This is a genomic window from Aggregicoccus sp. 17bor-14, assembly GCF_009659535.1.
Classification (GTDB): Bacteria; Myxococcota; Myxococcia; order Myxococcales; family Myxococcaceae; genus Aggregicoccus.
In genome coordinates, this window is sequence record NZ_VJZZ01000005.1 from 264,082 (window position 1) to 289,861 (window position 25,780).

Annotated in this window: 24 protein-coding genes; 11 read left to right on the forward strand and 13 right to left on the reverse strand. The window is 72.9% G+C overall.

From position 1 onward, the window contains the following. Nucleotides 1-29: 29 nt before the first annotated feature. Nucleotides 30-488 carry a universal stress protein gene (locus FGE12_RS12085; protein ID WP_194797814.1) on the reverse strand — a complete coding sequence of 153 codons (459 nt, stop codon included), beginning with the start codon at nt 486-488 and terminating at the stop codon, nt 30-32. 211 nt (nt 489-699) lie between these two features. Between FGE12_RS12085 and FGE12_RS12090 the strand changes: the two genes are divergently transcribed. Both FGE12_RS12090 and FGE12_RS12095 read left to right on the forward strand, forming a co-directional pair. Next, nucleotides 700-1,065, forward strand: a complete 366-nt coding sequence (locus FGE12_RS12090) for a DUF5335 family protein (RefSeq protein WP_153866577.1) — start codon at nt 700-702, stop codon at nt 1,063-1,065. A 58-nt stretch (nt 1,066-1,123) separates the two neighbouring features. Then, complete coding sequence (locus FGE12_RS12095; RefSeq protein ID WP_153866578.1) at nt 1,124-1,663, forward strand: hypothetical protein; 540 nt, start codon at nt 1,124-1,126, stop codon at nt 1,661-1,663. A 116-nt stretch (nt 1,664-1,779) separates the two neighbouring features. Here the strand turns inward: FGE12_RS12095 and FGE12_RS12100 are convergent, their stop codons facing one another. The 5 genes from FGE12_RS12100 to FGE12_RS12120 all read right to left on the reverse strand — a co-directional run bounded on the left by FGE12_RS12100 (nt 1,780) and on the right by FGE12_RS12120 (nt 5,947). Further along, the gene (locus FGE12_RS12100) at nt 1,780-2,589 is read right to left on the reverse strand and encodes a serine O-acetyltransferase (RefSeq protein ID WP_370458966.1); all 810 of its coding nucleotides are present in this window, start codon (nt 2,587-2,589) and stop codon (nt 1,780-1,782) included. Then, complete coding sequence (locus FGE12_RS12105) at nt 2,579-2,839, reverse strand: acyl carrier protein (protein ID WP_153866579.1); 261 nt, start codon at nt 2,837-2,839, stop codon at nt 2,579-2,581. Before FGE12_RS12105 ends, FGE12_RS12100 begins: the two co-directional genes overlap by 11 nt. Then, complete coding sequence (locus FGE12_RS12110) at nt 2,836-4,437, reverse strand: amino acid adenylation domain-containing protein (protein WP_153866580.1); 1,602 nt, start codon at nt 4,435-4,437, stop codon at nt 2,836-2,838. The genes FGE12_RS12105 and FGE12_RS12110 overlap by 4 nt, the downstream gene beginning before the upstream one ends. Next, entirely contained in the window at nt 4,434-5,582 is a 1,149-nt protein-coding gene (locus tag FGE12_RS12115) for an acyl-CoA dehydrogenase family protein (protein WP_370458967.1), read from the reverse strand. Before FGE12_RS12115 ends, FGE12_RS12110 begins: the two co-directional genes overlap by 4 nt. A 149-nt stretch (nt 5,583-5,731) precedes the next feature. Next, the gene (locus FGE12_RS12120; protein ID WP_153866582.1) at nt 5,732-5,947 is read right to left on the reverse strand and encodes a hypothetical protein; all 216 of its coding nucleotides are present in this window, start codon (nt 5,945-5,947) and stop codon (nt 5,732-5,734) included. Between the two features lie 323 nt (nt 5,948-6,270). Between FGE12_RS12120 and FGE12_RS12125 the strand changes: the two genes are divergently transcribed. Beyond that, nucleotides 6,271-6,756, forward strand: a complete 486-nt coding sequence (locus FGE12_RS12125; RefSeq protein WP_153866583.1) for a universal stress protein — start codon at nt 6,271-6,273, stop codon at nt 6,754-6,756. A gap of 27 nt (nt 6,757-6,783) precedes the next feature. Here the strand turns inward: FGE12_RS12125 and FGE12_RS12130 are convergent, their stop codons facing one another. The 3 genes from FGE12_RS12130 to FGE12_RS12140 all read right to left on the reverse strand — a co-directional run bounded on the left by FGE12_RS12130 (nt 6,784) and on the right by FGE12_RS12140 (nt 11,552). Next, nucleotides 6,784-8,247 (reverse strand): pitrilysin family protein, encoded by a 1,464-nt coding sequence (locus tag FGE12_RS12130; protein WP_153866584.1) that lies wholly within the window; start codon nt 8,245-8,247, stop codon nt 6,784-6,786. Beyond that, entirely contained in the window at nt 8,244-9,614 is a 1,371-nt protein-coding gene (locus tag FGE12_RS12135) for a pitrilysin family protein (RefSeq protein WP_153866585.1), read from the reverse strand. The genes FGE12_RS12130 and FGE12_RS12135 overlap by 4 nt, the downstream gene beginning before the upstream one ends. Nucleotides 9,615-9,683: 69 nt before the next feature. Further along, the gene (locus FGE12_RS12140; RefSeq protein WP_153866586.1) at nt 9,684-11,552 is read right to left on the reverse strand and encodes an OmpA family protein; all 1,869 of its coding nucleotides are present in this window, start codon (nt 11,550-11,552) and stop codon (nt 9,684-9,686) included. Between the two features lie 321 nt (nt 11,553-11,873). On the opposite strand from FGE12_RS12140, the gene FGE12_RS12145 reads away from it, so the two are divergent. Genes FGE12_RS12145 through FGE12_RS12160 form a run of 4 tightly spaced genes read left to right on the forward strand, consistent with a single transcriptional unit; the run spans nt 11,874 to nt 14,887 of the window. Next, nucleotides 11,874-12,557 (forward strand): hypothetical protein, encoded by a 684-nt coding sequence (locus FGE12_RS12145; protein ID WP_153866587.1) that lies wholly within the window; start codon nt 11,874-11,876, stop codon nt 12,555-12,557. Nucleotides 12,558-12,584: 27 nt separating this feature from the next. Beyond that, the gene (locus tag FGE12_RS12150; protein ID WP_153866588.1) at nt 12,585-13,286 is read left to right on the forward strand and encodes a hypothetical protein; all 702 of its coding nucleotides are present in this window, start codon (nt 12,585-12,587) and stop codon (nt 13,284-13,286) included. A 16-nt stretch (nt 13,287-13,302) separates the two neighbouring features. After that, complete coding sequence (locus tag FGE12_RS12155) at nt 13,303-13,998, forward strand: hypothetical protein (RefSeq protein WP_153866589.1); 696 nt, start codon at nt 13,303-13,305, stop codon at nt 13,996-13,998. 16 nt (nt 13,999-14,014) lie between these two features. Beyond that, nucleotides 14,015-14,887, forward strand: coding sequence for a hypothetical protein (locus FGE12_RS12160; RefSeq protein ID WP_153866590.1), 873 nt, complete (start codon nt 14,015-14,017; stop codon nt 14,885-14,887). A gap of 9 nt (nt 14,888-14,896) precedes the next feature. On the opposite strand, the gene FGE12_RS12165 is transcribed toward FGE12_RS12160, so the two are convergent. Next, complete coding sequence (locus FGE12_RS12165) at nt 14,897-17,476, reverse strand: hypothetical protein (protein ID WP_153866591.1); 2,580 nt, start codon at nt 17,474-17,476, stop codon at nt 14,897-14,899. A gap of 197 nt (nt 17,477-17,673) precedes the next feature. On the opposite strand from FGE12_RS12165, the gene FGE12_RS12170 reads away from it, so the two are divergent. Continuing rightward, entirely contained in the window at nt 17,674-18,342 is a 669-nt protein-coding gene (locus FGE12_RS12170; protein ID WP_153866592.1) for a hypothetical protein, read from the forward strand. 53 nt (nt 18,343-18,395) lie between these two features. On the opposite strand, the gene FGE12_RS12175 is transcribed toward FGE12_RS12170, so the two are convergent. Beyond that, on the reverse strand, nt 18,396-20,564 hold the full coding sequence (locus FGE12_RS12175) for an Ig-like domain-containing protein (protein ID WP_153866593.1): 2,169 nt from the start codon (nt 20,562-20,564) through the stop codon (nt 18,396-18,398). A 234-nt stretch (nt 20,565-20,798) separates the two neighbouring features. Between FGE12_RS12175 and FGE12_RS12180 the strand changes: the two genes are divergently transcribed. Together FGE12_RS12180 and FGE12_RS12185 are read left to right on the forward strand one after the other, a co-directional pair. Beyond that, entirely contained in the window at nt 20,799-21,827 is a 1,029-nt protein-coding gene (locus FGE12_RS12180; protein ID WP_228530753.1) for a triacylglycerol lipase, read from the forward strand. Beyond that, on the forward strand, nt 21,824-22,117 hold the full coding sequence (locus tag FGE12_RS12185; RefSeq protein WP_153866594.1) for a hypothetical protein: 294 nt from the start codon (nt 21,824-21,826) through the stop codon (nt 22,115-22,117). The genes FGE12_RS12180 and FGE12_RS12185 overlap by 4 nt, the downstream gene beginning before the upstream one ends. A gap of 21 nt (nt 22,118-22,138) precedes the next feature. Here FGE12_RS12185 and rpiA read toward each other — a convergent pair whose 3' ends face one another. Further along, nucleotides 22,139-22,831, reverse strand: coding sequence for a ribose 5-phosphate isomerase A (gene rpiA / locus FGE12_RS12190; protein WP_153866595.1), 693 nt, complete (start codon nt 22,829-22,831; stop codon nt 22,139-22,141). Between the two features lie 29 nt (nt 22,832-22,860). Beyond that, a complete protein-coding gene (locus FGE12_RS12195; RefSeq protein WP_194797815.1) occupies nt 22,861-25,104 on the reverse strand; it encodes a hypothetical protein in 2,244 nt (747 codons plus the stop codon). Between the two features lie 173 nt (nt 25,105-25,277). On the opposite strand from FGE12_RS12195, the gene FGE12_RS12200 reads away from it, so the two are divergent. Beyond that, nucleotides 25,278-25,775 (forward strand): hypothetical protein, encoded by a 498-nt coding sequence (locus tag FGE12_RS12200; RefSeq protein ID WP_153866596.1) that lies wholly within the window; start codon nt 25,278-25,280, stop codon nt 25,773-25,775. Nucleotides 25,776-25,780 lie beyond the last annotated feature (5 nt).

The following is a 25,780-nucleotide window of genomic DNA, read 5'->3' on the forward strand; positions in this document are numbered from 1 at the left end:
TGTGCACTCCTGCCCGCAGTGGAGGCGAGCTAGTGCACCACGGTGACGGGCCTGCGGGCGTGGTGCACCACGCGGTCGCTCACCGAGCCCAGCAGCCAGCGCCCCGCGGCGGCCTGCCCGCGCGCGCCCACCACCACCAGGTCCGCGCCCAGGGCTTCGGCCTGGGCGCACAGGGTGTCCGCGGGCTCGCCCACCTCCACCACGTGCGCCACGCGCTCCGGCGGCACGCCCGCGCCCACCTCCTGCAGCAGCGCGCGCGCCGCCGCGAGGTGCGCGGGGTCCATGGGGTTGCCCGCCACGGCGAAGCCATCGAGCGGCCCGAAGCTGAGCACCCGCGGCGGCTCGAGCACCAGCAGCAGGGTGAGCCTCGCGCCGAGCGGCTCCGCGAGCGCGAAGGCGAAGCGCGCGGCGCGCCGCGAGCTCTCCGAGCCGTCGATGCCGACGAGGATGTGCTGCACGGGGCGCTGCGCAGGGGGAGCAGGGGGCACGGAGGACCTCGCCGGGCGTTGCAGGAGGACAGCTTCAAGGTGCGCCCCGCCCCGCGCTCGCGGCAGGGCCGGCGCGGCGGCCGGGCGCCTGCCCGCGCGGCGGCGCAGCAACGGGCGCAGCGGGACGTTTCGGGGCGACCCCGGGGACATGGCTGCTCCGGAGGACGGGGCCTATACCTTCGAGCGAACGCGCAGGCGCACCGGAGGTCCCATGCAACGGACACGAGAGATTCCCCGCGAGGGCTGGGCGGCATACCTCGCCGGCCTCAGCCGCCACGAGCACGGCCACCGGGTGCGCATCGAGCTGGAGAGCGAGGGGCTCGGCGCGCAGCACTTCGCCGAGCAGATGCCGCTGCGCGACATCCGCTGGGAGGCGCGCGGCTCGGAGGCCGGCGCCATCTGCGTGCAGGTGGGCCGCGACGACGAGGAGCTCACCCACTGGATCGGCGCGCCCACGCGCGTGTACGCGGAGGAGAGCGACGACGGCGAGCTCGGCTGCCTGGACATCGAGGCCGAGCCCCAGGGCAAGACGCTCATCTTCTTCGAGCCCGCCGAGGCCGAGCCATGGATGCACTGACGACGCACTGACGACGCACTGACGACGCACTGACGCTGCACGGACGCGGGAGCGCAGCATGAAGCGCCTCATCGAGAAGCACCCGGAGCGCGTGGTGGACTACCTCGCCGAGCGCCTCGCCTTCGAGCGCGGCGGCGTGCGGCTGTACGAAGCGCTGCTGGAGCACGTGGAGGAGGCGCCGGAGCCCGAGGTGCGCGCGCTCGCCACGCTGCTGCGGCGCCAGCGCGACGAGGAGCGCGAGCACGTGACGTGGCTGCAGGCGCAGCTCGAGGCGCTGGGCGCGGGCAGCCACCCGCACAGCGCGCGCGCCGAGCTCTCGCGCGAGGAGACGCGCGGGCTCGCCCACGTCATCCTCGAGGGGCACGCGCCCCTGCCCCACCTGCTGCACGCGCTGCTCGCCGCGGAGCTGGTGGACCACGCGGGGTGGGACCTCCTGGTGGCGCTCGCGGACGAGGCCCACGACATGGAAGCCCAGCGCGCGCTGCGCCAGCGCCGCGACGAGGAGGCGCGCCACCTCGCGCTCTGCCGCGAGCTCGCCGAGCGCTTCGCGGTGCAGCAGGTGCTCGACGAGCCGCTGCGCCTGCCCGTCACGCCCTGAGGCGGGAGGCCGCGCCCCCGCCCTGCACCGGGCAGCGGGGGCGCCCTCCACGTTCGCGACGCACTGCACCCGCCCGCGGCCGCGTGGGCGCAGCCGCGGGCGGGCCCTGCGCGCCCTCAGCCGGGCCGCGGCGGCTCGAGCTCCACGGTGGGAGCGCTCGTCACCGCGGGTGAGGCCGAGGGCTCCGCGGGACGCAGCGGGTCCTCCGGTGCCTCGGGGCGCACCACGGCGCGGTTCGGCCCCGGCCCCGGCCCCACCTGCACGCGCGCCGCGGTCTCGGGCGCCACGGCGGCCGCCGCCTGCGCGACGCTGGCTCCCGGCGTGCGCGGCTCGAGCAGGCGCGCCGAGCCCGTGTAGCTCACGGCCCGCGCCGGCACGCCCACCACCACTGCCTGGGGCGGCACGTTCGCCACCACGAGCGAGTTGGCGCCGATGACCGCGCCCTCGCCCACCTTCACCGGGCCGGTGATGGTGGCGCTGGGGCCCACCCACACCCGGTCCGCGAGCTCGGGGCCGCGCTCCCCCTCGCCCGCGCAGCCGATGGTGACCGCGTGGTTCACGTTGCAGTGCGCGCCGATGCGCGCGTGGGGCGAGACCCAGATGCCGCCCCAGTGCCCGATGTAGAGGCCCGGCCCCACCTGCGTCTGCGGGTAGAGGTGGATGCCCAGGCCCCAGGACACCGCGCGGTGCGCGAGCGCAAAGGGCAGCTTGCACAGCAGGCGCACCGGCCGGCTCGCCTCCTCGTGCAGGTACTGCCCGAAGCGGAAGGTGGCCAGCGCCCACAGGGGCTCGGTGCGCAGCAGCACGCCGAGCCGCTGCAGCCGGGTGCCCGGCGCGCGCGCGCCGAGGTAGCGGCTGAGGTCCGCGTGAAAGCGCGCGCGGGCCGAGAGGCGGGGCGTGGGTGACGAGGGAGCCTCAGGCCTCACCGGGCACCCCGCGCATCGCCCGGATGGCCTGTGCGATGCCCTCCACCGTGTCGAAGGACTGCGGCTCCCCGAAGGCGAGCAGGCTCACCCCGTACTGCTGCTCCACGTAGTCCAGCAGCTGCAAGAGCCCCAGCGAGTCCACCCGTCCCGACGACAGCAGCGGCTCCTGCGCCTGCACCAGCTGGTTGCGTCCCCGCTCCAGCACCAGCTCGCTGGAGATGTAGCGCTGCAAGTCACTCTCGATGCTCATGCCCCTGCCCCCGTTTCCCACGCCTTCTTCAACGCCGTGCGGTCCGCCTTGCTCGTGGAGGTGCGCGGCAGCTCTCCGTGTACCGCGATGCGCTCGGGCACCATGTACGCGGGCAGCCGCTCCGCGCAGAAGGCGCGCAGGGCCTGCGGCTCCACCTGGCCTCCGGTGCGCAGGAGCACCGAGGCCACGATGCGGTTGCCCAGCTGCGGGTCCGGCAGCGGCACCGCCACCGCCTCGAGCACCTCGGGGTGCGCGGCGAGCGCGGCCTCGATCTCCCCCAGCTCCACGCGGAAGCCGCGCGTCTTCACCTGGTGGTCGCGCCGGCCGTGGAAGCGGAAGGCCCCGTCCGGCTCGCGCCGCACCCGGTCCCCCGTGCAGTAGGCGAGGCCGGGCACCCCGCGCGGGTCCGGCTGCAGCGTGGCGTGCGTGCGCGCGGGGTCCGCCCAGTAGCCCTGCATCAGGTGCGGCCCGCGCACCCACAGGGTGCCCTCGCGGTCGTCGCGGATCTCCCGCCCCTCGTCGTCCAGCACGAAGCTCTCGAGCCCCGTGCAGGTGTGGCCAATGGGGATGGGCGCATCCCCGGGCGGCAGCTCCTCGGGCACCTGGTACGCGGTGCACACGTTGGTCTCCGTGGGACCGAAGAGGTTCCACAGCTGGGCGTGGGGCACTGCGCGCCGCAGCCTGCGCAGCTGCGGCGTGGGGAACACCTCGCCCGCGAAGAGCAGGACGCGCACGCTGGGCAGCCCTCCCTGCTCGAGCCCGCCTGCCTCCATCATCTGGGTGAGCACGCTGGGCACCGAGTACCAGACGGTGATGCCCAGCTGCCGCACCGTGCGCACCAGGTGCGGCGGCAGCATCGCCTCCACCGAGCTGAAGAGGCGCACGCTCGCGCCCGAGCCCAGCGCGGCGAAGAGGTCCGAGATGGAGAGGTCGAAGTGCAGCGGCGCGTGGCTGCTGAACACGTCCTGCGGGCCGGTCCGGAACGTGCGCTGCACCCAGCGCGTGAAGGCGATGCCCGAGCCGTGCGTGTGCACCACGCCCTTGGGCGTGCCGGTGCTGCCCGAGGTGTAGAGCAGGTAGGCCACCTGCTCGGGGCGAAGCTCGGGCAGCGCCGCGGGCGGGTGCTGCGCGGCCGCCTGCAGCGGCAGCAGCGGGGGCAGGAAGGGGTTCTCGCGCGCGAGCGCGAGCTGGCTGGGCTCGGCGCCGTCCACCAGCACGATGCGGGGGCTGAGCCCCTCGAGCAGCGTGGGCAGGTGCTGCAGGTGAGGCACGTCCACCACCAGCGCCGCGAGCTCGCAGTTGCGCGCGATGGCGGCGCAGCGCGCGGGCGGCGAGCGCGGGTCCAGGGGCACGTAGGCGCAGCCCGCGGCGAGCGCGCCCAGGAGCGCCTGCACCGCGCCCGGCCCCTTCTCCAGGCACAGCCCCACGCGCGCGCCCGGCGGCACGCCCGCCTCGCGCAGGGTGGCCGCGATGCCGCGCGCTCCGTCCAGCAGCGCGCCGTAGCTCAGGGAGCCCGTGGCGGTGAGCAGCGCGGGCTTGCTGCGGGGAACGCGCGCGGCGCCCTCGCACACCAGGTCGAAGAGAGAGCCTCGTTTCATGACAACCCCATCAGGCGAGCGATGATCTTGCGCTGCATCTCCGAGGTACCCGAGTAGAGGGTCCCCGGCACGGCGTCGCGCAGCTCCCGCTCCACCCCGTACTCGGTGGTGAAGCCGTAGCCGCCGTGGAGCTGGATGGCCGCGAGCGCCTGGCGCACGTGCGCTTCGGACACGAAGAGCTTGGCCATGGCCGCTTCCAGGATGGCGTCCTTGCCGGCGTCGCGTGCGGCCGCGGCGCGGTAGAGCAGGAGCCGCCCCGCCTCGAGCGCCACCTTCATGTCCACCAGCTTGTCGGCGATCTCCGGGTGGCGCGAGATGGGCTGTCCGAACTGCTCGCGCCCCTTCGCGTACGCCACGCAGTCGTCGAGCAGCCGCTCCATCGCGCCCAGGTGCGCGGCGAAGATGCAGGTGCGCTCCCAGGCCATCGCCGCGTTGAAGATGCTGCCGCCCGCGCCCTCCGGGCCCAGCCGCGCGCTCACCGGCACCCGGCAGCCCTCGAGCACCACCTCGCCCATGGGCGAGGTGCGGATGCCCATCTTGGGGATGGGGCGGCTCAGCGTGAGCCCGGGCGTCTCGCGGTCCACGAGGAAGCCGGTGACCCCGAGGCTCTTGAGCGCCGGGTTCACCGTGGCGAACACCAGCAGCACGTCCGCGACGGGGCCGTTGGTGATGAAGGTCTTGGTGCCGTCGAGGACATAGCAGTCGCCCTCGCGCCGGGCGCGCGTGCGCATGCCCATGGCGTCCGAGCCGTGTGAGGGCTCGGTGACGGCATGCGCCCCGATGCGCTCTCCGCTCGCGAGCGGCGGCAGGTAGCGCTGCCGCTGCGCCTCGGTGCCGAACTTGAGCACTGGCAGCTGGAAGGCCCACATCTGGGCGTTGAGGGAGAAGACGAGCCCGTTGTCGCGGCAGCCGTGGCCCAGCGCCATCATCGCGAGCAGCGTGGTCATCAGGTCCGCGCCGCTGCCGCCGTACTCGCGCGGCAGCGGGAGGCCCGGGATGCCGAACTCGGCGCAGCGCCGCCAGGCCTCGCGGTCGAAGCGCCCCTCGGCATCGCGCTGCGCGAGCCCCTCGTTGAGGGTGCGCCCGAACTGGCGCACCGACTCGCACAGCGCGCGCTGCTCCTCGTTCGGCTCGAAGAAATTCACGTGCCCCGCCCCCCTCCCCGCCCACCAGACAGGGGCACGGCCCCCGTCAGGCTCGAAGGGTGGGCATGGGCCTGCGCACAGGCCCATCCACCCGCCAGTGCAGCCCGGGTGTCCGCCGGGGCACGGGCGGGTGGGGCTTCAGGGCGGGGTCAGGTGCTGCTGCGGTTCGCGCCGCCGTGGCCCGACGCGCCCGAGTCCCCCGAGGGCGACGCGTCGCTGGAGTGCACCGAGCGGCCCTCGCGGCTCGCCGCGTTGCCGTCCGGGTCCGACTCCAGCTCCGAGCGGCCGAAGATCTCCTTGCGCGCCTCCTCCGAGAGCTTCGAGTTGCCGGCTCCCGGCGCCTCCTGGTTGCGCTTGTAGGGCATGAGCGTCCTCCTGACTGCGGGTTGGCTGACCGTGCGTCGAACGCTGCACTGCGGCGCGCGGGCGGGACTGCGCATGCGCCGGGCAGTGGAGCGGATGACCTCAAACCTCGGCTCCCCCCTGAGGCGTGGCAAGGCGCAGCCTGCGACCTGCCGGCCCGATGCGCCTGCTCCAGCCAGGCGTGGCCCGCGGGGGAATACCGGCCGCGCAGCAGCCTCGAGCAGCCAGGCAGGCGGGGGGCGCGCGGAGCGGGCGGGCCGTCACTATGTTCGCAGTGCGGGCAGGCTGCGTCGCCGTGGTCTTCGGCCGCCCGAAGGAGGCCGCCATGCGGATCCTGTTGGCCATCGATGGTTCCGCCCCCTCGAGCGCGGCGGTGCACGCCCTGGACGCCCGACCCTGGCCCATGCCCACCACCGTGCGGCTCATCTCGGTGGTGCAGTACCTCTACGCGCCGGACACCCCGCTGGTGCCCGAGGCGGGGCTGATGGGCGACGGGCTGGAGAGCGTGTACCGGCAGCTCGAGCAGAACGCGCACGCCGCGCTCGTCCCCGTGGCCGAGGCGCTGCGCACCCGCGGCTTCGACGTGGAGACGGTGGTGCGGCTCGGCGACCCGCGCGTGGAGATCTGCGAGGAGGCCCGCCGCTGGGAGGCGGACCTCATCCTGATGGGCTCGCACGGGCGCACCGGCCTGCGCGCCTTCCTCATGGGCAGCGTGGCCCAGAGCGTGGTGCGCCACGCGCCCTGCTCCGTGGAGGTGGTGCGCGAGACGCACCACGAGCCAGGCGTGGAGCACGGCGCGAGCGCGGGGTGAGGCTCCTGCCTCACCCCGGGGGAGGGCTCAGCGCGCCGGGGCCACGGGGCCGGGGCTGAAGCGCTTGTCGCTCAGCTTCATCTCCGTCACCGGGCCGTACTTCTTCGCCACCTCGCGGATGGCGCTCGCCTTGCCGATGAGCACCAGCGTGTAGTCCTCGGGGGTGGGCAGCACGCGCTGCATCACCTGCTTCACGTGCGCGCGGTCCGCCGCCTGCACCTGCGCCGCGAAGCCGTTCACGTCGCTCGCGTCCAGGCCGTAGAAGGCGAGCTCCGCGAGCTTCGCCGCCTGCTGCGGGCTCGTCTCCAGCGTGGTGGGGAACTGCCCCAGCACGTAGGTCTTCGCCGAGGCCAGCGTCGCCGCGTCCATGCCGTTCGCGCGGTAGCTGCGCAGGGTCTCCAGCGCCAGGTCCAGCGCCTGCCCCGTGCTCTCCGTCTTCGTGTAGCTGGCGATGGCCATCGGGCCCGCCTGCGTCTCGCGCATCACCACGGAGTTGGCCCCGTAGCTCAGGCCGCTCTTGATGCGCAGCGCGGTGTTGATGAGCGAGGTGAAGCGGCCACCGAACACCGTGTTGCCCACCTGCACGTCCACGCGCTCCGGGTCCGTGCGGCTGATGCCCGTGTTGCCCAGCCAGAAGTAGGTCTGGGTCGCGTCCGGCTTGTCCACCAGCAGCACGCGCCGGCCCTGCGGGTGCGGTGAGGGCGGCGCCACCGGCGCAGGCGCCGCGGCCTTGCCCCAGCCGCCCAGCGCGCGCTCCAGCTGCGCCGCGAGCTGCTTCGCGTCGAAGTCACCCACCACGCTGAGGATGAGCCGGTCCGCGCCCAGCTGCGTGCGCGCGTACGCGAGCACGTCCTCGCGGGTGAGCCTGGACAGGCTCTCCTCGCTGCCCGTGGCGGGCCGCGCGTAGGGGTGGCCTGCGAAGTGGAAGGCATCGAAGTAGGTGCCCACCAGCCCGCGCAGGTCTCCGTCCTTCACCGCCGCGAGCTCGGACACCATGCGCGCGCGCGTCTTCTCCAGCTCCGCCGCCTCGAAGCGCGGGCGCAGGAGCAGGTCGCTGAGCAGCTCCACCATCAGCCCGGTGTCGCGCGCCATGAACTGGCCGTCCACCAGCAGCGCCTCGCGCCCGGCGTCCACGTCCAGGTGCGCGCCCGCGCCGTCCACCGCGTCGGCGAACTGCGCGGCGTTGCGGGCGCCCGCGCCCTTCTGCAGCAGCTCCGCGGTGAGCGACGCGAGCCCCTCCTTGCCCTCGGGGTCTCCCAGCGCGCCGCCGCGCAGCCGCGCGCTGAAGGCGACGAGCGGCACCTCGTGGCGCTCCACCAGCAGCAGCAGCGCGCCGTTCTTCAGCTGCACCCGCGTGGGCTCGGGCAGCGTGACGCTGCCTTTCACGGGGGACTTCGCGGCGGCGGCCGGAGCCGGGGCCGGGGTCGGTGCGGCGAGGGCCGGAGCCGAGAGGCTCAGCGCCACGAGAAGAAATGCGATGCGCGCGCTCATCGTGCGGCCTCCTGCTGGGTCGCGGTGTCGTCGGTGGGCACCAGCGTGCCCACGGTGCGGTTGTTGGGGTCGAAGAGGCGCGCGGCCACCTTGCGCACCTGCTCGCGGGTGACGGCCTCGTAGCGCTTGGGCGTGTCGAAGAGCTTGCGGTAGTCGCCCTGGAAGACCTCGGCGCGGCCCAGCGCCGCGGCGCGGCCGTTGATGGTCTCCAGCGAGCGCCAGAAGTCCGCCACGGCGATGTTCTTCGCCTTGCGCAGCTCTGCGTCCGTCACGCCCTCCTTCGCCACGCGCGCGAGCTGCGCGCTGAGCAGCGACTCGGTCTTCGCGAGGTCGCCGCCCGGGGGCAGGTCCACCAGCAGCAGGGTGAGCGAGGGGTCGAAGCCGGGGTCGTAGAGCCCGCGCACCTGGATGGCCACGCGCGCCTCCTCCACCAGCGCGCGGTGCAGGCGGCTCGAGTCGCCGTCGGTGAGGATGCTCAAGAGCACCTGCAGCGCCTCGAGGTCCGGGTCCTTGCCCGAGAGGCTGTGGAAGGCCATCTGCAACAGCGGGCTCTGCGCGGCCTTGTGCACCACGAGCCGGCGCTCGCCCAGCTGCGGCGGCTCCACCGTGCGCACGGGCTCGGGGGCGGGCTGGCGCGGGATGGGGCCGAGGTACTTCTCCGCGAGCGCGAACACCTCCGCCGGCGTCAGGTCACCGCTGAGGATGAGGGTGGCGTTGTTGGGCGCGTAGTAGGTGCGGAAGTAGCGCTCCAGGTCCTTCTGCGTCCAGCGCTCGATGTCGCTGGGCCAGCCCACCACGGGGAACTGGTAGGGGTGCGCGAGGTAGGCGGTGGCCTGCACCTGCTCGAGCAGCAGGCCGGTGTTGTCGTTGTCCACGCCCGAGCGGCGCTCCGAGTAGACGACGCCGCGCTCGCTCTCCACGATCTTCGGGTCGATGGCCAGGTGCCCGATGCGGTCCGCCTCGAGGTCGAACACCGTGGCGAGCGCCGTGCGCGGGAACCAGTCCTGGTACACGGTCACGTTCTCGCTCGTGAACGCGTTGTTGCTGCCGCCGGCCGCCTCCAGCACCCGGTCGAACTCGCCGGGGCCGTACTTCTTCGCGCCGTTGAACATCATGTGCTCGAAGAAGTGGCTGAGGCCGGTGATGCCCGGCGCCTCGTTGCGGCTGCCCACGTGGAACCAGTTGTAGAGCGCCACGTTGGGGATGTCGTGGTCCGGCCACACGATGACCTTGAGGCCGTTCTTCAGCGTGCGCGTCTGGATCTCTCCGCCGGGGTGCGCAGCCTGCGCAGCGGACGGGGTCTGGGCGGGGGCGGCCGTGCCGAGCAGGAGCAGCGCTCCTGCGGCCAGCCAACGAGAGTGCAGCATCGGGGAGCTCCCTGCGGGTGCAACGGGGAAGACGGGGCCTGCGAACGCAGGCCGTGCAGCGCTATTCCGCTAGCGCTCCAGAATCACGAACTCGACGCGGCGGTTCAGCTCGCGCCCAGTCGAGGTGAGGTTGGGGGCGATGGGGCGCGCGCCGCCGTAGCCGTTGACCTCGATGCGGCTCGCGTCGATGCCGGCGCGCACCAGGTAGTCCGCCACCGACTGGGCGCGGGTCTGGGACAGGCGCAGGTTGGTCAGCGCGTTGCCGCGGTTGTCCGTGTGGCCCTCGATGCGGATGCGCTTGATGTCGTTCTTCACGATCGCGCTCACCACCTGGTCCAGCAGCGGGTAGCTGTCCGCGAGCAGCGTGGCCTTGCCGGTGGCGAAGTGCACCTGCTGGAGGATCTGGATGCGGTTCTCCTTCACCACCACCAGGCTCTTGGCAGGCTCGGGGACGAGCTCGAAGGCGACCTTCAGCTCACCGCCCTCGGAGACCTGCACGTCGCGCGTCTGCGCGAGGAAGCCCTCGGCGGTGACGCTGACCGTGTACTGGCCTGCGGGGACCTCGAGCTTCGAGGGGCCGCGAGCGGCCGCCGGCAGCGACACCGAGTCCTCCTTCGGGCCCTTGAGCGTCACGGTCGCCGCCACCGGCTTGCCGCCCGCGCTGGCGCTGACCAGCAGCGCGGAGAGCTTCACCGCGGGCTTCAGCTGGAGCTCGAACTCCGCCGTCTGGCCGGCCACCAGCGTGAGCTGCTGCGAGAGCGGCTCGTAGCCCTCGTGCGAGACCTGCAGCGTGGCGAGCCCCGCGGGCAGGTCGTAGGTGAGGAAGCGGCCCGTCCCCGCGGCCGAGGCCACCGGCGGCAGGTCCTGCCCCTCCACCGTGACCAGCGCCCCGGCGAGCGGCTTGCCCGTCTGCGCATCCAGCACCCGGCCCGCGACGCGCGTGGGCTTGGGTGCCTCGGCAGGCGCGGCCGCGGCTGCACTGGCAGCCGCAGGCGCGGTGGCCGGAGCGGCGGCCCTGGGCGGCGGCGGCGTGAAGCCCACCACCTTCGTGCCCTCCGTGAAGCTCACGCCGAAGAGGATGCGGAAGTCGGGCGTGCCCGGCGCACTCCCCGTGCCCAGCGAGCCGAGCCCCACCAGCTCGATGTTCTCCGCGAGCGCGTAGCGCGGGCCCGCGAGCACCTCGAAGATGCTCGGGCCGCCCTGCAGGAAGTGGCCGTAGCGCAGCGCCACCTCGCCGCGCAGCGCGCCCTCGGTGGTGGCGAGCCCGACGTTGGCCTGCAGCTGGTGGTGGATGGAGACGTCGCCGAGCGAGGCCGGCGGCCGCAGCGTCGCGCCGACCTCCGCCGAGGCGAGGAAGGCGGGAAGGCGCGGCAGGGAGAAGCGGCGGCTCGCGAGCAGGCGCGGCGAGAAGGTGAAGCCGCGCTCGCGCGCGTAGGCCCCTGCGTTGCCGAAGGGCAGCGCGCTCGCCGCCTGCAGCGCGAGGTCCAGCGGCGCGCCGTCCACGCTGCGCAGCAGCGCGAGGCGCGCGCTGAGGATGGGGCTGCCCAGGCCGCCGCTGGAGAGCCGCGGCAGGCCGAACTGCTGCAGGTTGTCTCCGTCCTGGTACACGACGATGGGCAGCTGCAGCGCGAACTCCACGCGCTGGCCGAGCGAGTACTGCCGCAGCAGGTGCAGCGTGAGCCGCTCGCGCACCACCTCGCCCACGTCCTGCCCGTCCACGTGGAGCGTGAGCGGGCTGTATTCGTAGTGGGAGAGGATGGTCGAGCGGAAGGAGCCCGCGGGCATCAGCTCGCCGGCGCCCACCACCAGCGAGCCGATGCCGGAGGGGTTGAGCTCGAGGCGCTCGAGGTCGAGGGTGTCCGTGGCCTGCTGCGCGCGCACCGGGGAGGCCGCGCACAGCACGCTCACGACGAGGAGGAGGAAGGTCTTCGAGCCCACGAGGGGGTTCTTACCCTGTTTCGGAGGCGGTCAAAGTTTCATGCCTGCCTGGTCTGCAAGCAGGCATGAAACAGCTGCTACATGCGACAACATGTATCAAATGCCCCCGACCGTGCCTCTGTGGGCGCATCAGGGAGCAGGTGCTACATGCGCCTGAAAAATCGCACGGGTCGGCGGTACCCCGATTTGACTTCGCCTCACTCGATGCAATTATGCGCCTTGCCTGGACGCTGACAGGCGGATCGCGGCGAGTGGGTCGGCATCGCGCGCGGAGCTCGGCGATAACAAGTTTCGATGTATCAAGTTGGAGTTTCCTCCCCCATGAAGAACAATCTGATTGCCGCGGTTCTGGTGTTTGGCTTTGCTTCCAGCGCGATGGCGGCCCCCGCCTCCTCGGACACCGGCAAGGTGACCATCAACGCGCACGTCTCGAGCAGCGTGTCGCTGAGCTTCGACAGCATGACCTCGGGCGTCACCGGCGGCCCCGCCAACGGCAAGCTGGACCACACGATCGACTTCAAGGACGTGGCGGCGACCACCGCGGCCACCTCGCTGAAGACCGAGGACGTCGTGATGCGCCTGCGCTCCAACACCCCCTACGTCCTGCAGGCCGTCGCCTCGGTCACCAGCGATGGCGGCGCGAGCGGCGCCAATGCGCTCGGCCTCGACGACATCGGCTTCGGCATCACCGACGTCGGCAACACCAGCGCCAACCTGGTGGACACCACGACGGACCACACCACGGACGCGACCACCTACAAGTACGATCCGTCCAGTGCTGACGTCTCCACGGGCGAGGTGGCCTTCACCCACACCCTGCAGGACCTGCAGGCGGCGGCGGTCGACGTCGCGCAGGGTGGCCGCATCTCCAAGGGCGGCAACGTGAAGTCCGACAACAACTACATCACGGTCACCACCCGGTACTCGATCCTGCCCCAGTTCTTCGAGCCGACGACGAGCGACTTCGTCGCCGTGGTGAACTTCACCCTCGCCTCCAACCCGTAGTCGCAGTCCCCTCTCCCGGAACTCCCCATGCCCAGGCTCTTCAGGCAGTACATCGCAGTCCTTCTGAGCAGCCTGGCGCTGGGGCTCCCGGGCCTCGCCGCGGCACAGTCGCAGGCCACTGACTCCGGCAGCGTGACACTCAACGCCCGCGTCTCGGGCTACGTGGACATCGCTGCCGGCGGGCCTGCGAGCGTCACCACGGGCGGCACCGTCTCCGTCGTCAAGAACAAGGGCGACGTGCTCACGGGCATGACCATCGACTTCGGCGACGTCTCGCCGGTCAACACGAACCCGATGGTCAAGGCCACCGTGCCGCTGCGGCTGCGCTCGAACGTCGCGTACACGCTGTCGGTGAGCACCACGGGCTTCAGCAACGTGGACCCGCTGGCCATCCAGCCCACGGACGTCGGCTTCGGCGTGGACAACGTGCGGCGCACGGACTCGGGCGTGAATGCCGGCACGGACACCATCGTCGCCGCCGTCAAGGGCGACCCCTCGTTGGACCCGGACGCGAACACCGGCACGCCCCGCTGGGACTTCGTGACCGCCAAGTCGCTGTCCAACTACACGACCTCGAAGGCCGTGATGACCGGCCCGCGCATCATGCAGGTGGTGCCGGCCGCGAACGTGGGCGGCCTGTTGGTGGACACCTACTTCGCGATCAAGCCACAATTCTTCACGCCTGGCTCCTTCACCACCACCGTCACGTACACCATCACCACGCCCTGAGCGGGCGGAGTCCCGTATGGCAGCGCCCTCCCGCAGCTCCCGGACTGGCGCGCTCGCATGCGGCGTGTTCCTGGTGCTCTGCGCGGCCGGGGCTTTGGCTGCGCCCTCGAGGGACTACGACATCGGCAGCGCGGGCCAGCCCACCATCACGGGCAGCCTCGGCGGGCGGGTCGTGGTCGGCGATCCCAGCCTCCTTGCGGACCTGAGCGTCACGGTGGACCTGGGTGAGCTCTCCCCGGTCAACCGCAACAGCATCATCAAGGTCGTGGTCCCCATCGCCATCCGCAGCGACGCCGCGTACCAGCTCGAAGTCGATGTGTCTTCGGGAGGTACCGGCACCACCCTGGACTCGCCGCAGCTGAGCGACGTGGGCTTCGGCATCCAGAACCTGCAGCAGATGGGGCGCGCCAAGAAGTGCGCGCTCGCCAGCCACCGCATCATGGCGCCCTTCGCCAATGATCCTGCGTTCACGGTGAGCTCGGGTGCTGGGCGGGCCAGCTTCCCCTCCTCGCTTGCCACCGTGGGCACCACCGCGGTCATCATGCAGGGGCCGCAGCTGAGCACGGGCAACATCAACCCCCGCACCACGGACAACGGCTGGCGCTTCGACGCCGTCTTCGCCCTCGTCCCCCAGTTCTTCGCTCCGGGCACCTCCACGGTGACCCTCACCTTCCGCATCTCGGCGTCGGGCACCAACTGGCCCTGCCTCTGAGCCGCAGCTTCCCTTCATGACCCGCCCCGCCCTCTCGCTCCTCGCCCTCCTGTTCACTGTCCCCGCGCTCGCCCAGGCGCCGGCCCCCGCCCCTGCGGAGACCGCGGCGCCCCGCCCCAACGAGCTCGCCCTCGCGCCCTCGCGCTTCGAGCTGCCCATCGCCCCGGGCGACGAGCAGACGGTGGTGGTGAACGTCATCTCGTCGGGCAGCGGCACCACGCCCCTGCGCCTGCGCGCGTCGCTCGGCGACTGGGCGCTCAGCGCCACGGGAGACATGAGCTTCGACAAGCCGGGCACCACGCCGCGCTCCGCGACGCCCTGGATGCTCTACAGCCCCGCGGAGCTCTCGGTGGCCCCCGGCCAGACGCACCCGGTGCGCGTGACCATCTCGGTGCCCAAGGACGCGGCGCCCGGCGACTACACCGCGGTGCTCTTCGTGGAGGAGCGCCCCGCGGACTTGAAGCAGCGCACCAACACCAAGCAGCTGATGTTCCACTTCCGGCTCGCCGCCATCTTCTACGTGATGGTGCCGCCCTTCACGCTGAAGGGCAGCCTCACGGGGCTGCGCGCCGAGGCCACCGCGCGCGGGCTCGAGGTCACCCCCTCTCTCAAGAACGAGGGCAACACCCACCTGCGTCCCGTGCAGTCCTTCCAGGTCGTGGACGGCAGCGGCAAGGTGGTGCTCGAGCAGGAGCCCACGGAGGCCTTCCCGGTGCTCGCGGGCACCACCACCTCCCAGGCGCTGCGCTCGCAGCTGCCCGCCCCTGGCGAGTACTCGCTGCGCTACCGCGTGGACTTCAAGGACGGCGGCAAGGTGGTGGAGGGCCGCACCAAGCTGGTGGTGCCGGCAGCCGCCCCTCCGGCGCCCGCGAAGAAGACGAAGCGCTGAGCGGCGCCGTCAGAACTCCTTCACCTCGACCTCGACCGGCTTCGCGCGCACCGGCAGCAGCACTCCGCCCGTCTCCTGCGCGGGAACGATGGAGACCTGGAGCGCGCCAGCGGCCGCTTCCATTCCCTCGGGCAGGGTCTTCTGGTCGATGAGCACGGTGTGCTGCCCCTGCGGCAGATCGCCGAGCACGAAGTCGCCGTCCGGGCCGGTGAGGGTGTCACGGTTTCCGGCCACCACGCGCACCTCACCAAGCGGCTGCTCGCCCTCGTCGACCTGGCCGTTGCCGTTCGCATCTAGCCAGACCAGCCCGGCGGCGCGCCCTGTGCGGATGAGGCGGAAGTCGACCACCGCGTCGCGGTCCGCGCGCAGCTGCACCTTCTGGTCTGCGCCGCTCAGCAGCGAGAGGTCCGCGCGCACGGTGAGCAGGTTGAGGTAGACCTTGTGCTCGCCCGCCAGCACGTTGCCGAGCCGGTAGACCCCGTTCTCGTCGGTGCGCGCCGTGTTGTACCCGTCCACGAGCACCTCGACGTTCCTGAGCGCCCGGTCCACGAGCGGGTCGAAGCGCCCGTCCAGGTTCACGTCCTGGTACACGCGTCCGGAGAAGCCTCCCACGCTGCTCAGCGTCTCCAGGCTGCGCTGCGCGGCGCTGCGTGCCGCGGGCGCCTCGAAGAGGGGCCCGGAGAGCTCCAGGAAGGCCTGCCCCGAGCGCTGGCTCTGGCTGTAGGTGAGCTGCAGGCGCTGGTTGCCGGGCAGGAGGGCCGAGAGCCCCACCCGCGCGAAGCTGGTGTACTCGCCGCGCTGGCGGCTGTAGCCCACGCCCGTCGTCACCCCCACCCGGTCGGTGAAGAAGTTCGAGGTGAGCCAGTCCAGGCCGCCGCTCATCGAAGCGCCCGTCGAGAAGGTCTGGTACGCGCGAACGCTCGCGGTGGTGAAGGCGCGGGTGGCCCCCAGCGTGACGCTGCTCGAGGCGGGAGTGCCCGCGGTGCGCGTGCGCGAGAGGTTCGAGAACAGCTCGGTGCGCCCGAAGGTCTGGGAGACGTTCACGAGCGTGAACTCGCGCGTGCCCGTCTCGGCCTGGCGCCCGGTGCTGTGGCTCACCAGCAGCGAGGGCCACGAGGGCGAGCGGAAGAAGGTGAGCGTGCCGGTGACGTCGTGGTCGGTGCTCCCGCTCGGCAGGTCCAGCCGCTCCGCGTAGCGGCCGCTCGTCGAGAGCGAGACCCACCGGTGCACGCGCCAGCTCACGCCTCCGGAGTACTGGTTCAGCGGGCGCAGGAAGCCCGCCAGCTGGGGGCTGAGCACGTTCTCACCGATGTGACTGAAGCCCGCGTTGAGCGTGAGGGACTCCACCGGCGTGAGCGTCTCGGAGGCGTCCAGCATCAGCCCGGTGCCGCGCACGTCGCGGCCGTCCAGCTGCTGGCCCTGGAAGGAGCCCATTCCGAGGTCGAAGCGGAACTGGTGCAGGTTGGTGCCGTACTGCACGCCGCTGGTGAGCACGCTGCCCTGGCGCTGGGGACCCCCGAAGTAGAGGCCGCCGAAAGAGCTGCTCAGCCGTCGACCCTCCGGTGACGGAGCGCGGCCCAACGTGAAGTAGCCGCCGACCACCGAGGTGTCGAAGTGCTGGGCCAGCGAGGGCGGCACCTCCGGCGGCAGCGCAGGCCGCGCATCCGAGCGAGTACGCCCGGCAAAGGTGGTGAGCTCCAGCGCTCCCAGCGGCTGACGCCACCATCCACCGCGCATCGCGGAGGTGAGGAAGGCGAGGTCTCCGCCCGTGCTCAGGTCACCGAACATCAAACGCTGCCCACCCGGGCGCTCGTAGGAGAGCAGCCCGGACCGGAACTCGAAGAGGCGACCTCCGGTGTCCGTGCCCGCGAAGTTGCTGTTGAGGTCCAGCCGCCCGTCGGCCGCGCGGCCCGATGCGGCCGCGTTGAGGCTGTGCGTGTACGAGCTGCCGCTGGAGCTGGCCGTGTAGCCGTACTTCGCCGAGTACAGCTCGGCGGGCCCGCGCCGCGAGCCCTCGCGCACCACCAATTGCGGAAGTCCGCGGTCCACGCGCACGGTGCCCTGCACGTCGTCCACGACCAGCTGCGCGTCGAGCAGCGCGCTGACCAGCTCGGTGGGGAGCATGAGGCCCGTGGGGTCCGCGGGGAACACCACCTCCGCCACGTTGCCCGCTACGAGCGTGGGGACGCCGTTCTCACTCACCTGCCCCGTCGCCGCGTTGAGCTGGGCGCGCACGCCCGTGGCGCGCAGCACCTCCACGGTGCGCGTGCTCGCGTCCACGCGCACGGTGTCACCCAACGCGCGCGCGACCACCACCACCGGCAGGAACAGCCGCCCGCCGCGCAGCTCCGCAGCGCTGTACGCCCCCGTGAGCAGCCGCCCGTCCACGGTGAGGGTGGTGGGCGTCCTCGCCCCGGCCGCCTCTTCGGGCGCAGCCGTCTGCGCGCGCGCGAGTGGCGCGGCGAGCAGGGCGGCGGCGAGGCTGAGGGTGGCTCGAGTGCGGATGGGAGTGACCCCGGTGAGGCGGAGGCTCGCTCCGATTCGCCCTGGCGGAAGGGGGGTGCCAGGACGGTGGAAGTTTACGGGCATGGGAGTGGAAGACCAATTCCCAGCCACCCCTTCTCCCCTGCCTGTTTGTCTGCCCTCCAGGAGAGCCCGGGACACTTCTACGACCCGGGGACAGGCCCGGGCCTGGCACACGAAAGGCCGAGTGTTTTCCAGAGGCTGCAGCGCGGGCACGGTGGTTGCTCTGCCCACCCCCGCGCACTCCGCTGGAGGTAGCCCCGATGCTCCGCCCGATGACCGCCGCTCTCCTCCTGCTGAGCCTGAGCGCTGCGGCCCAGGATCGCGGCACGGTGCGCATCGTCGGCCACGTCTCCGAGGTGGCCTCGCTGCGCTTCCAGTCCAGCACCCTCGCAGGCGAGGGCGTCACGGGGCAGAACGCGGGCAACTCGCTCAACTACACGCTGAACCTCGGCGACCTGCGCGAGGCCGAGGGCCGTCCCAACGGCGTCCACGGTGGCGTGGTGACGCTCGCGCTGCGCACCAACACCGCCTACGTGCTCACCGCCACGGTGCAGGGCTCGGGCTTTCGCGCGGGCCCGGGGGAGATCGGCCTCGGGGACATCGGCTTCGGCGTGCCCAGCGCCGCCATCACCCCTTCGGGAGACCACGCCCGCGCGGACGGCACCCAGGTGGTGAACGCGGCCAAGTTCGACAGCGACCCGCTCACGGCCTCCACCGCCGGCGGCCGGCCGCACTACGCGGCGACGCTCGCGGACCTCGCGCACGGCCCCACTCCGCTGCTGCAGGGCGAGCGCATCTCCTACGGCGGCACCGTGAACGCGCCGAACAACGCGCTGCTCGTCTCCACGAACTACGCGGTGCACCCGCAGATGTTCCGCCGCAACGACCGCTTCGAGGCCACGGTCACCTACACGCTGACCACCCCGTAGCCGCAAGGGTGCGCGCCTCCGCGGTCGGAGGCGCGCACCGCCCCGCCCGGGAGCTACGGCGTCTGGATGAGCAGGTCGTCCACGTACACGCCGTCGAAGGTCTTGTTCGCGTTGGACGTGAAGACGAAGCGCAGGCGCAGGTGCGTCTTGCCGCTGACGTCCAGCGTGAGCGAGCGCGCCGCCCAGGAGAGGTTGCCCGAGAACTTGCCGCCCGCGACCGGGGTCCACGCGCCGCCGTCGAGGCTCGCCTCCACGGAGACGAAGTCGCGGTTCTTCTCGGTGCGGGTGCGCAGCCAGAAGAGCACGGACACCGAGCCGAGGTTCGTCACGTCCAGGTCCTGCGCAAGCGCCGCGGAGCTCGTCACGTTGTTCGCGTACTTGCCGGGCGAGCCGTCGTGGAGGCTCTGCGCGCCGCCGTGGAAGGCGCTGGTGGTCAGGCCCCACGTCGCCCCGGTGCTGGGCGTGGGCAGCAGCCAGCGGTCGGTGCCGTCCTCGAAGTCATCCGCGAACAGCGTGCGGCGGGTGGTGAAGTGCGAGACGAAGGGGGCCTCCATCGCGTTGCCCGCGACGTCCTTCACCCCGGAGACCTCCACCGCGTACAGGGACTCGGAGCCGAGCAGCTCGCCCGGCGTGAAGGTGAGCACGCGGGTGGTCGCGTTGTAGGTGGTGGTGCCGGCCACCTGCGTGCCGTCCGCCTCGAGCGTGAGCGTGACGGCGCCCGCCAGCGTGGCCGTGTTCACGGGCTCGCTGAAGGTGAGCGTCACCCGCGTGGAGGACTGCACCGAGACGGCGCCGTCCACCGGCGTGACGGCGGTGACGGTGGGCCCCACGATGTCGCGGTACGCGCCGGTGGTGAAGCTCCAGCTCGTGCTGAGCGCGTTGCCCGACAGGTCCTTCACGCCGTTGAGCCCCACCGTGTACACGGTGCTGAAGGCGAGCGCGGCCGTCGGGGTGAAGGTGGCGGTGCCGCTCTGCATGTCGAAGCTCACGCTGCCCGCCACCGCGCCCGCGCTGCTCGAGAGCGTGAAGGTGGTGCTGGTGAGCGAGGCCGGGTCCACCGGCTCGTCGAAGGCCACCTCGATGCTGGTGTTGCTCGCCACGCCGGTCGCGCTGGCCGCCGGGTTGCGGAAGGTGATGGCCGGCGGCGTCAGGTCCGGCGTCGCGCGGGTGGTGAAGTCCACCACCACATCCGTGGGCAGCACGTTGGGCAGCACCGCGTCATCCGAGATGAGCCCGTCCGCGCCGCCCTTGAGCGTGAGCGTGTAGTCCGTGGAGGCCGTGAGGGCTGCAGCCGGGTGGATGCGCAGGCGGTCCGCCGCATCCAGCGTGGCGGTGGCGGGCACGGCGGTGCCGGTCGCGGTGTCCGCGAGCAGCACGTTCGTCTCCGTCACCTGCGCGGCGAGCAGCGGCTGGCTGAACTGCGCGAAGAGGTCCGCGTCCACCGGCTGGTCGAGCGTGCCATCCGCGGGCGTGGTGCTCGCCTGCAGGCTCACGTGCACCGTCACGCTGCCCTGCGAGACGCAGCTGGAGGCGTGCGTCGCCTCGAGCGTGTAGCGCGTGGAGAGGGTGGGCGCGGCGAGGGGCTGCGCCTCTGCGTCCGAGGACAGCGCGCAGTCGGCGCGGTTGCAGGTCCAGTGGTACGTCGCGCCCGCCACCGCCGCGTCGCCCAGGCGCACCGAGGCCCCCGGCTGCAGCGTGAGCTCGCTCGAGGCGACCGGCACCGTGTCGCCCACGCTGACCGTCACGCTCGCGGAGGCCGTGGCCCCCAGCGCGTCCGTCACCGTCTGGGTGAAGGTGGTGGTGACCGCCGGCGTGGCGGTCGGAGCCGCGACGTCGAGCGCGCTGAGGCAGTCCGCGCACGCGGGGCTCGCGCTCCACGCGTAGGTGTACGGCGCCGTACCGCCCGTGGCCGCGCCGCCCACCGTCACGCTGCCGCCGGGGCACAGCGTCTGGTCCGCACCCGCGTTCGCGCCCAGCGCCGCGGTGCCGCCCGCGTCGGGCTCGCCGCCCGCGTCAGGCTCATTGCCGGCGTCAGGCCCGTTGCCCGCATCGGGACCATTGCCGGCGTCGGGGCCGGGCGTGCCGGAGGCCCCCGGCGAGACGACGGGATCCGGGGGCTGGCTCTGCACCGGCTTGGCGCCCTTCGAGCACCCGCCTACCATCACCGCCACCACGAACACACTGCACCACGTCCTGCTCCACCCTGCCCACGTCTTGGTCATGGCCGCCTCCGCATCGGCCCCCCCAACGAGCGGCCTGAGCAAGGGGCGGTGTACCAACACCTTTCGGGTGGGTGCAAATATACACCCCCACGGGATATTCGACCGCTTCCATCTCAGTAAATCCAATATGTTGGAGATGAAGGCGTCGTTCCGACACCTGCGCACAGAGGGTTTGTCGGCGCGGTGGTCAGACGTGGGTTTCACGGCATCCGCCCGTGCCATGATGGCGCTGCGATGCCCTCCCCGGATGCGCCCCAGACTCCCCCCGCGGGCCCCGCTCCCGCCGAGGCGACGCCGCGCCCGCCCCGGGCCGACGCGGTGCTCGGCGTGCTCAACGGCGTGCTGGGCGACTACCTGCAGCGCACCGGCAACGGGCTCGCCACGGCCATGGCGCTCCACGTGGACCATCGCCCCGTCGCGCTCGAGCCCGCGGCCCTGCGCGCCGCCTTCCCGCGCGCGAGCCCCCGCGTCGCGCTGTGGGTGCACGGGCTCGGCGTCACGGAGGCGGTGTGGGGCTTTCCGGGCGCGCCCCAGCAGTCCTACCCGGCGATGCTGGAGCGGGACGCGGGCTACACCCCGCTGACGCTTCGCTACAACACCGGCCTGCACATCTCGGAGAACGGCGCGGCGCTCTCGGCGCTGCTCGGGCAGCTCGTCGCGCACTTCCCCGTCCCCATCGAGGAGCTGGTGCTGGTGGGCTACAGCATGGGAGGCCTCGTGCTGCGCAGCGCCTGCCACGTGGCGGCGGAGGCCCAGGCCCCGTGGCTCTCACACGTGCGCCGCGCCGTCTACCTCGGGGCGCCGCACCTGGGCGCGCCGCTCGAGCGCCTCGGCCAGGGCGTGGCCCACCTGCTGCGTGCCCTGCCCAGCGCGTACACGCGCCTGGTCGCCGAGGTGCTGGACCTGCGCAGCAGCGGCGTGAAGGACCTGGGCTTCGCGAACCTGCTGCAGCAGGACTGGGACGGGGCGACCCGCGAGCAGCTCTTGCGCAACCGCCGCCACCCGGTGCCGCTGCTGCCGGGCATCTCGCACCATCTCGTGGTGGGCACGCTGGGCCGCCACGAGCGGCACCTGCTCTCGCTGCTCTTCGGCGACGGGATGGTGCGGGTGGCGAGCGCCGCGGGCCGCGCGCCCGGGGGCCACCCGAGCCCCCTCTTTCCCCAGGAGCATGTGGCGGTGATGCCCGGCGTCGACCACCTGGGCCTCGCCCATCACCCGGACGTCTACGCCCGGCTCAGGGCGTGGCTCGAGGAGTCCCCATGAAGCGCTGGCGCGGCGTGGTGCACCTCGTGCGCGATGCGGTGGAGCACGGCTCCGCCGCGGTCGAGCACCTGCAGAAGCAGGCCCTCGCCACGCCCTTCCGGGTGCTGGAGGCGCTGCCCGGCATCGCCCTCCCCGCGCGCCGCGTGCACGCCGTGCACGACGGCGTCGTCTCGGGCGTGCACGGGCTCGTGCGCCTCGTGAACCGCGGGGTGGGCGTGACGGCCGACGTCGTGCTGGACGCGCTCGAGGCCCGGGCGGCCGCGCGGCAGCCACCTCCGCAGGAGCCCTGACGGGCGCGCGGCGCGCGCGCCTCAGGGCCTCGCGTAGCTGCGCACCCCGTCCGGGTACGCCACCAGCGCGCGGTGGGCCATGCCGAGGAAGAGCCCGCAGTCCACCACGCCGGGCACGCTCTCGAGCTGCGCGTGCTGCGCCGCGGGGTCCTCCAGCACTCCGAGCGCGAGGTCCGCGAGCAGGTTCCCGTTGTCGCTGCGCAGCGGCGTCCCGTCCGCCCCGCGGCGCAGGCGCGGCGCCACGCCGCACAGCCGCTGCACCCGCGCGAGCGTGGCCTCGTACCCGAAGGCCAGCACCTCCAGGGGCACGGGGTTCTTCTCCCCCAGCCGCTGCACGCGCTTCGTGTGGTCGGCCACCACGATGAACTCGCGCGCCTGCAGCGCCACGAGCCGCTCGCGCACCAGCGCGCCGCCGCGCCCCTTGATGAGCTCGAGCGTGGGGGAGATCTCGTCCGCCCCGTCGATGGCCACGTCCAGCGCGCGCGCGTCCAGCGGTTCGAGCGGCACCCCGGCCGCGCGCGCGAGCGCCTCCGTCTCGCCGCTCGTCGCCACGCCCACCACCCCGGCGAGCTGCCCCGCGGCGAGCCTGCGCCCGATCGAGACGATGGCCCAGCGCGCGGTGCTCCCGGTGCCCAGCCCCACGCGCATGCCGCTGCGCACGGCATCCACCGCGCGCTCGGCGGCCTCCTGCTTCAGGTGCTCGAGGTCATCCATGGCCCCCCGAACATGCACCCGGTGACCCGCTAAGGCACGGGCGCGTTCGCAGTGGCCTTCGCCGCAGCGGCCGCAGGCGCGGCCGGGGCGGAAGCTGGCGCCTTCTGGGCCCACACCGTGGCGCGGCGCGCGCGCTCGGGCAGGAAGGGGTCCGCGTGGCCGCTGAGCCAGAACACGGCGAGCGCGGCGACGGCCACCCCCGCGGCGTAGGCGCCCCAGGGCTGGTGCGGCTCGGCGTAGGGGTCCTTCAGCTCGCGCGCCGCGCCCGCGGGCAGCGCCGCCACCTGGGTGAGCGAGCTGCCGAAGGGGATGTTGATGCGCGCCGGCGAGTTCATCGCCCAGCCATTCGCATCCAGCAGCGGCGCGAGGTTGCGCTGGCGCAGCTTCAGCCACGCGATGGCCATGCTGGGCCCCGAGATGGCGAAGAGCAGCGCCACGAAGCCCAGCGGCATCCAGATGCCGAGCCCGAAGAAGGCCTGCATCATCGCGCCGAGCGCCGCGCTGATGCCGCCCACCGCGACGCCCAGGGCCGCCACGATGCCGATGTCCAGCTTCGGCTTCTCCTCGCGCGCCTTGCCCTCCGCCGCCGCGCTGCCCACGTCTGTGGCGGCCGAGGTGAGGCGTGCGTTGGCGGCCGAGTCCGCGTCGCTCGCGCGCTTGGCCACCTGCTCCTCGATGAAGCGCACCAGCTTCTTGTACGGCGCCCAGAAGGCCTGCCGAACGCTGATGGGGTTGTCCACGATGCGCACGATGGTGGCGTCCCAGTCGCGCCCCTGCCGGTCGTAGAAGACGCCGTTGCGCCCCACCATCAGCGTCTCGGAGTCGCCCGCGGTGAAGGCCGCGGCGATGGTCATCTTCTGCCCGTTGCGCGCGCACTCGCAGTACACGAGGTAGCTGCGCGCGAGCGGCGCCAGGGCCGCGTGCTTGCCCAGGTCCGTCACCTGGATGCACAGGTCGCAGCTGCGCTGGTCGATGTAGAGCGTGCCGGCCTGGAACGTCGCCTTGCCCTTGCGCGCGTAGAACTCGCGGAAGGAGACGAAGTTGTTGCACAGCCGGTAGAGGTCGCGGTGCAGGCGCACCAGCTTCTCGATGCTCGCGAGCGAGCGCGCCACCGGCTCCACCGCGAGGTCCGCCGCGACGAGCCGCGTGAGCTCGGCGTGCGCGTCACTCGCGCGCAGCGCCGCGATGCGCGCCGCGCCCAGCTTCTCCACCGTCGCGCCCTGCTTGCGCGCGAGCCACGCGTCGAAGGGGGCGAAGCGCGCGCGCAGCTCGCGCCACTCGGCCTCCGTGAGCTGCTCGCGCTCGCCCAGCAGCGGCACCACGGCGCCCGCGCGCAGCTGCGCCACGGCGTCCGCCCATGCGGGGTTGAGGCCGCGCACGAGCGGCAGCGGCTGGCTGGCGGCGACGAGCGCGAGCGGGAAGGAGGCCAGCTCCTGCGCCGCGAGCGAGAGCTCCCGGGCGGAGAGCTGCGCGTAGTCCTTGTCGTCGCGGTTCATCGCGTGGGCCGCGCGCGGGTCGAAGGCGGCGATGCGGCAGCGGGCGAAGTAGTCCTCCACCTTCGCCTCCAGCGCGCGCAGCTGCTCGCGCGCCGCGGCCGTCGCCTCGCCCAGCACCATCACCTGCGGGTCGGCCTCGCCCTCGGCGCGCCAGCGCGCCCACGCGTCCAGCTCCGAGAAGAAGAGGTCCAGCTTCGCCTGCCCCACGCCGGGCTTGCCGCTGCGGTCCTGCTCGCCGCCGAGGCACTCGAGTGCATCCCTCAGCGCGGCCTGCAGCTCGGCGCTCTCGCTGCTCGCCTCGGTGAGCAGCCCGTCGCCGTTGAGGGGCGCCTGGTTCAGCGTCTGCACGGCCTCGCTCGCATCCGCCACGCTCAAGCTGTCCGCGCCCGTCTTGCCCAGGCTGCGCAGGAGCGAGCCCATGGCCTCGGCGAGCGCGCGCCCCTCCTCGCCGCGGGTGTCCACGGCGGACAGGGGCAGGGCCTCGGCGCCCCGCAGCAGGTCGTCCGGGTTCTTCAGCAGGCGGCCGATCCACTCGCAGGCGGCGATGACCTCCACCGCGCGGATGCGCCCGTCCCCGTCCGTGTCCAGCAGGCGCAGGGTGCGCGGGTCGATGTCGAGGGTGGCCGTGGGACACGCGAGCGCCACCCACAGCTTCTGGTCCAGCTGCCCCAGCGCGAGCAGGTCCGCGCCCGTGTCCAGGCGCACCTGATCGAAGCCGCCCGCGCGAAAGAAGCGCCAGGGGTGGGAGGGGGTCGCTGCGGCCGTCTTGCTCGTCATCCGGGGGTGTCTCCTTCGGGGCGCGCACGATGCCGGAGCGCGGGCGGGAGACTCCAGCACAAGAGGACGAAAAAGCCCCTACACGCCTGCCTGCCCACCAGGCCCCGGGGGCGCTGAACAGTGGGCGCGCCCGGGGGTACCACCCGCCTGCGCCCATGAAGAGCTTGGGCGCGATGGCACACTCTCTGGAGGGATTCATCGCGCGCGCCGAGCTGCTGCAGACGGGCGCGAAGGGACTGACCACGGCGAAGGTGGTGCCGCTCGCGCAGGGCTATGCGCTGCTGCCGGTGACGCAGGCGCTCGCGGACGAGGTGAACGGGGGCAAGGAGCGCACGGCCGCCTTCGAGCAGTTCTGGCGCCTCTCCGAGCGGCTCGCGCACCTGGCCGAGTCCTGGTCCGCGCTGGGGCCGGTGGCCTACGTGGAGACGGACTACGTGCGCGGCTCGGGAGTGCAGGCCTCGGTGGTGTGGGACGCGGGCACGCGGGTGCTGGACCCGAGCCGGGGCGCGGCGGGGCCGGTGAACTGGGCCCTGCAGCGCATCGGCGTGCAGTGCGACGAGGCGCAGGACGCCTTCGACACCCTGGGCCTCGGGCGCCTGCGCGAGACGGAGGCGTGGGCGCAGGAGGGCGTGGGGCCGCTCGCCGACGCGGACCTGCAGCCCGGCGCCTGAGCGTG

Excerpts from the sequence above, each read along its gene's own strand:
- FGE12_RS12090 (WP_153866577.1), top strand. The coding sequence starts at position 700 with ATGCAACGGACACGAGAGATTCCCCGCGAGGGCTGGGCGGCATACCTC.
- FGE12_RS12095 (WP_153866578.1), top strand. The coding sequence starts at position 1,124 with ATGAAGCGCCTCATCGAGAAGCACCCGGAGCGCGTGGTGGACTACCTC.
- FGE12_RS12105 (WP_153866579.1), bottom strand. The coding sequence starts at position 2,839 with ATGAGCATCGAGAGTGACTTGCAGCGCTACATCTCCAGCGAGCTGGTG.
- FGE12_RS12110 (WP_153866580.1), bottom strand. The coding sequence starts at position 4,437 with ATGAAACGAGGCTCTCTCTTCGACCTGGTGTGCGAGGGCGCCGCGCGC.
- FGE12_RS12120 (WP_153866582.1), bottom strand. The coding sequence starts at position 5,947 with ATGCCCTACAAGCGCAACCAGGAGGCGCCGGGAGCCGGCAACTCGAAG.
- FGE12_RS12125 (WP_153866583.1), top strand. The coding sequence starts at position 6,271 with ATGCGGATCCTGTTGGCCATCGATGGTTCCGCCCCCTCGAGCGCGGCG.
- FGE12_RS12130 (WP_153866584.1), bottom strand. The coding sequence starts at position 8,247 with ATGAGCGCGCGCATCGCATTTCTTCTCGTGGCGCTGAGCCTCTCGGCT.
- FGE12_RS12135 (WP_153866585.1), bottom strand. The coding sequence starts at position 9,614 with ATGCTGCACTCTCGTTGGCTGGCCGCAGGAGCGCTGCTCCTGCTCGGC.
- FGE12_RS12145 (WP_153866587.1), top strand. The coding sequence starts at position 11,874 with ATGAAGAACAATCTGATTGCCGCGGTTCTGGTGTTTGGCTTTGCTTCC.
- FGE12_RS12150 (WP_153866588.1), top strand. The coding sequence starts at position 12,585 with ATGCCCAGGCTCTTCAGGCAGTACATCGCAGTCCTTCTGAGCAGCCTG.
- FGE12_RS12155 (WP_153866589.1), top strand. The coding sequence starts at position 13,303 with ATGGCAGCGCCCTCCCGCAGCTCCCGGACTGGCGCGCTCGCATGCGGC.
- FGE12_RS12160 (WP_153866590.1), top strand. The coding sequence starts at position 14,015 with ATGACCCGCCCCGCCCTCTCGCTCCTCGCCCTCCTGTTCACTGTCCCC.
- FGE12_RS12165 (WP_153866591.1), bottom strand. The coding sequence starts at position 17,476 with ATGCCCGTAAACTTCCACCGTCCTGGCACCCCCCTTCCGCCAGGGCGA.
- FGE12_RS12170 (WP_153866592.1), top strand. The coding sequence starts at position 17,674 with ATGCTCCGCCCGATGACCGCCGCTCTCCTCCTGCTGAGCCTGAGCGCT.
- FGE12_RS12175 (WP_153866593.1), bottom strand. The coding sequence starts at position 20,564 with ATGACCAAGACGTGGGCAGGGTGGAGCAGGACGTGGTGCAGTGTGTTC.
- FGE12_RS12180 (WP_228530753.1), top strand. The coding sequence starts at position 20,799 with ATGCCCTCCCCGGATGCGCCCCAGACTCCCCCCGCGGGCCCCGCTCCC.
- FGE12_RS12185 (WP_153866594.1), top strand. The coding sequence starts at position 21,824 with ATGAAGCGCTGGCGCGGCGTGGTGCACCTCGTGCGCGATGCGGTGGAG.
- rpiA (WP_153866595.1), bottom strand. The coding sequence starts at position 22,831 with ATGGATGACCTCGAGCACCTGAAGCAGGAGGCCGCCGAGCGCGCGGTG.
- FGE12_RS12195 (WP_194797815.1), bottom strand. The coding sequence starts at position 25,104 with ATGACGAGCAAGACGGCCGCAGCGACCCCCTCCCACCCCTGGCGCTTC.
- FGE12_RS12200 (WP_153866596.1), top strand. The coding sequence starts at position 25,278 with ATGGCACACTCTCTGGAGGGATTCATCGCGCGCGCCGAGCTGCTGCAG.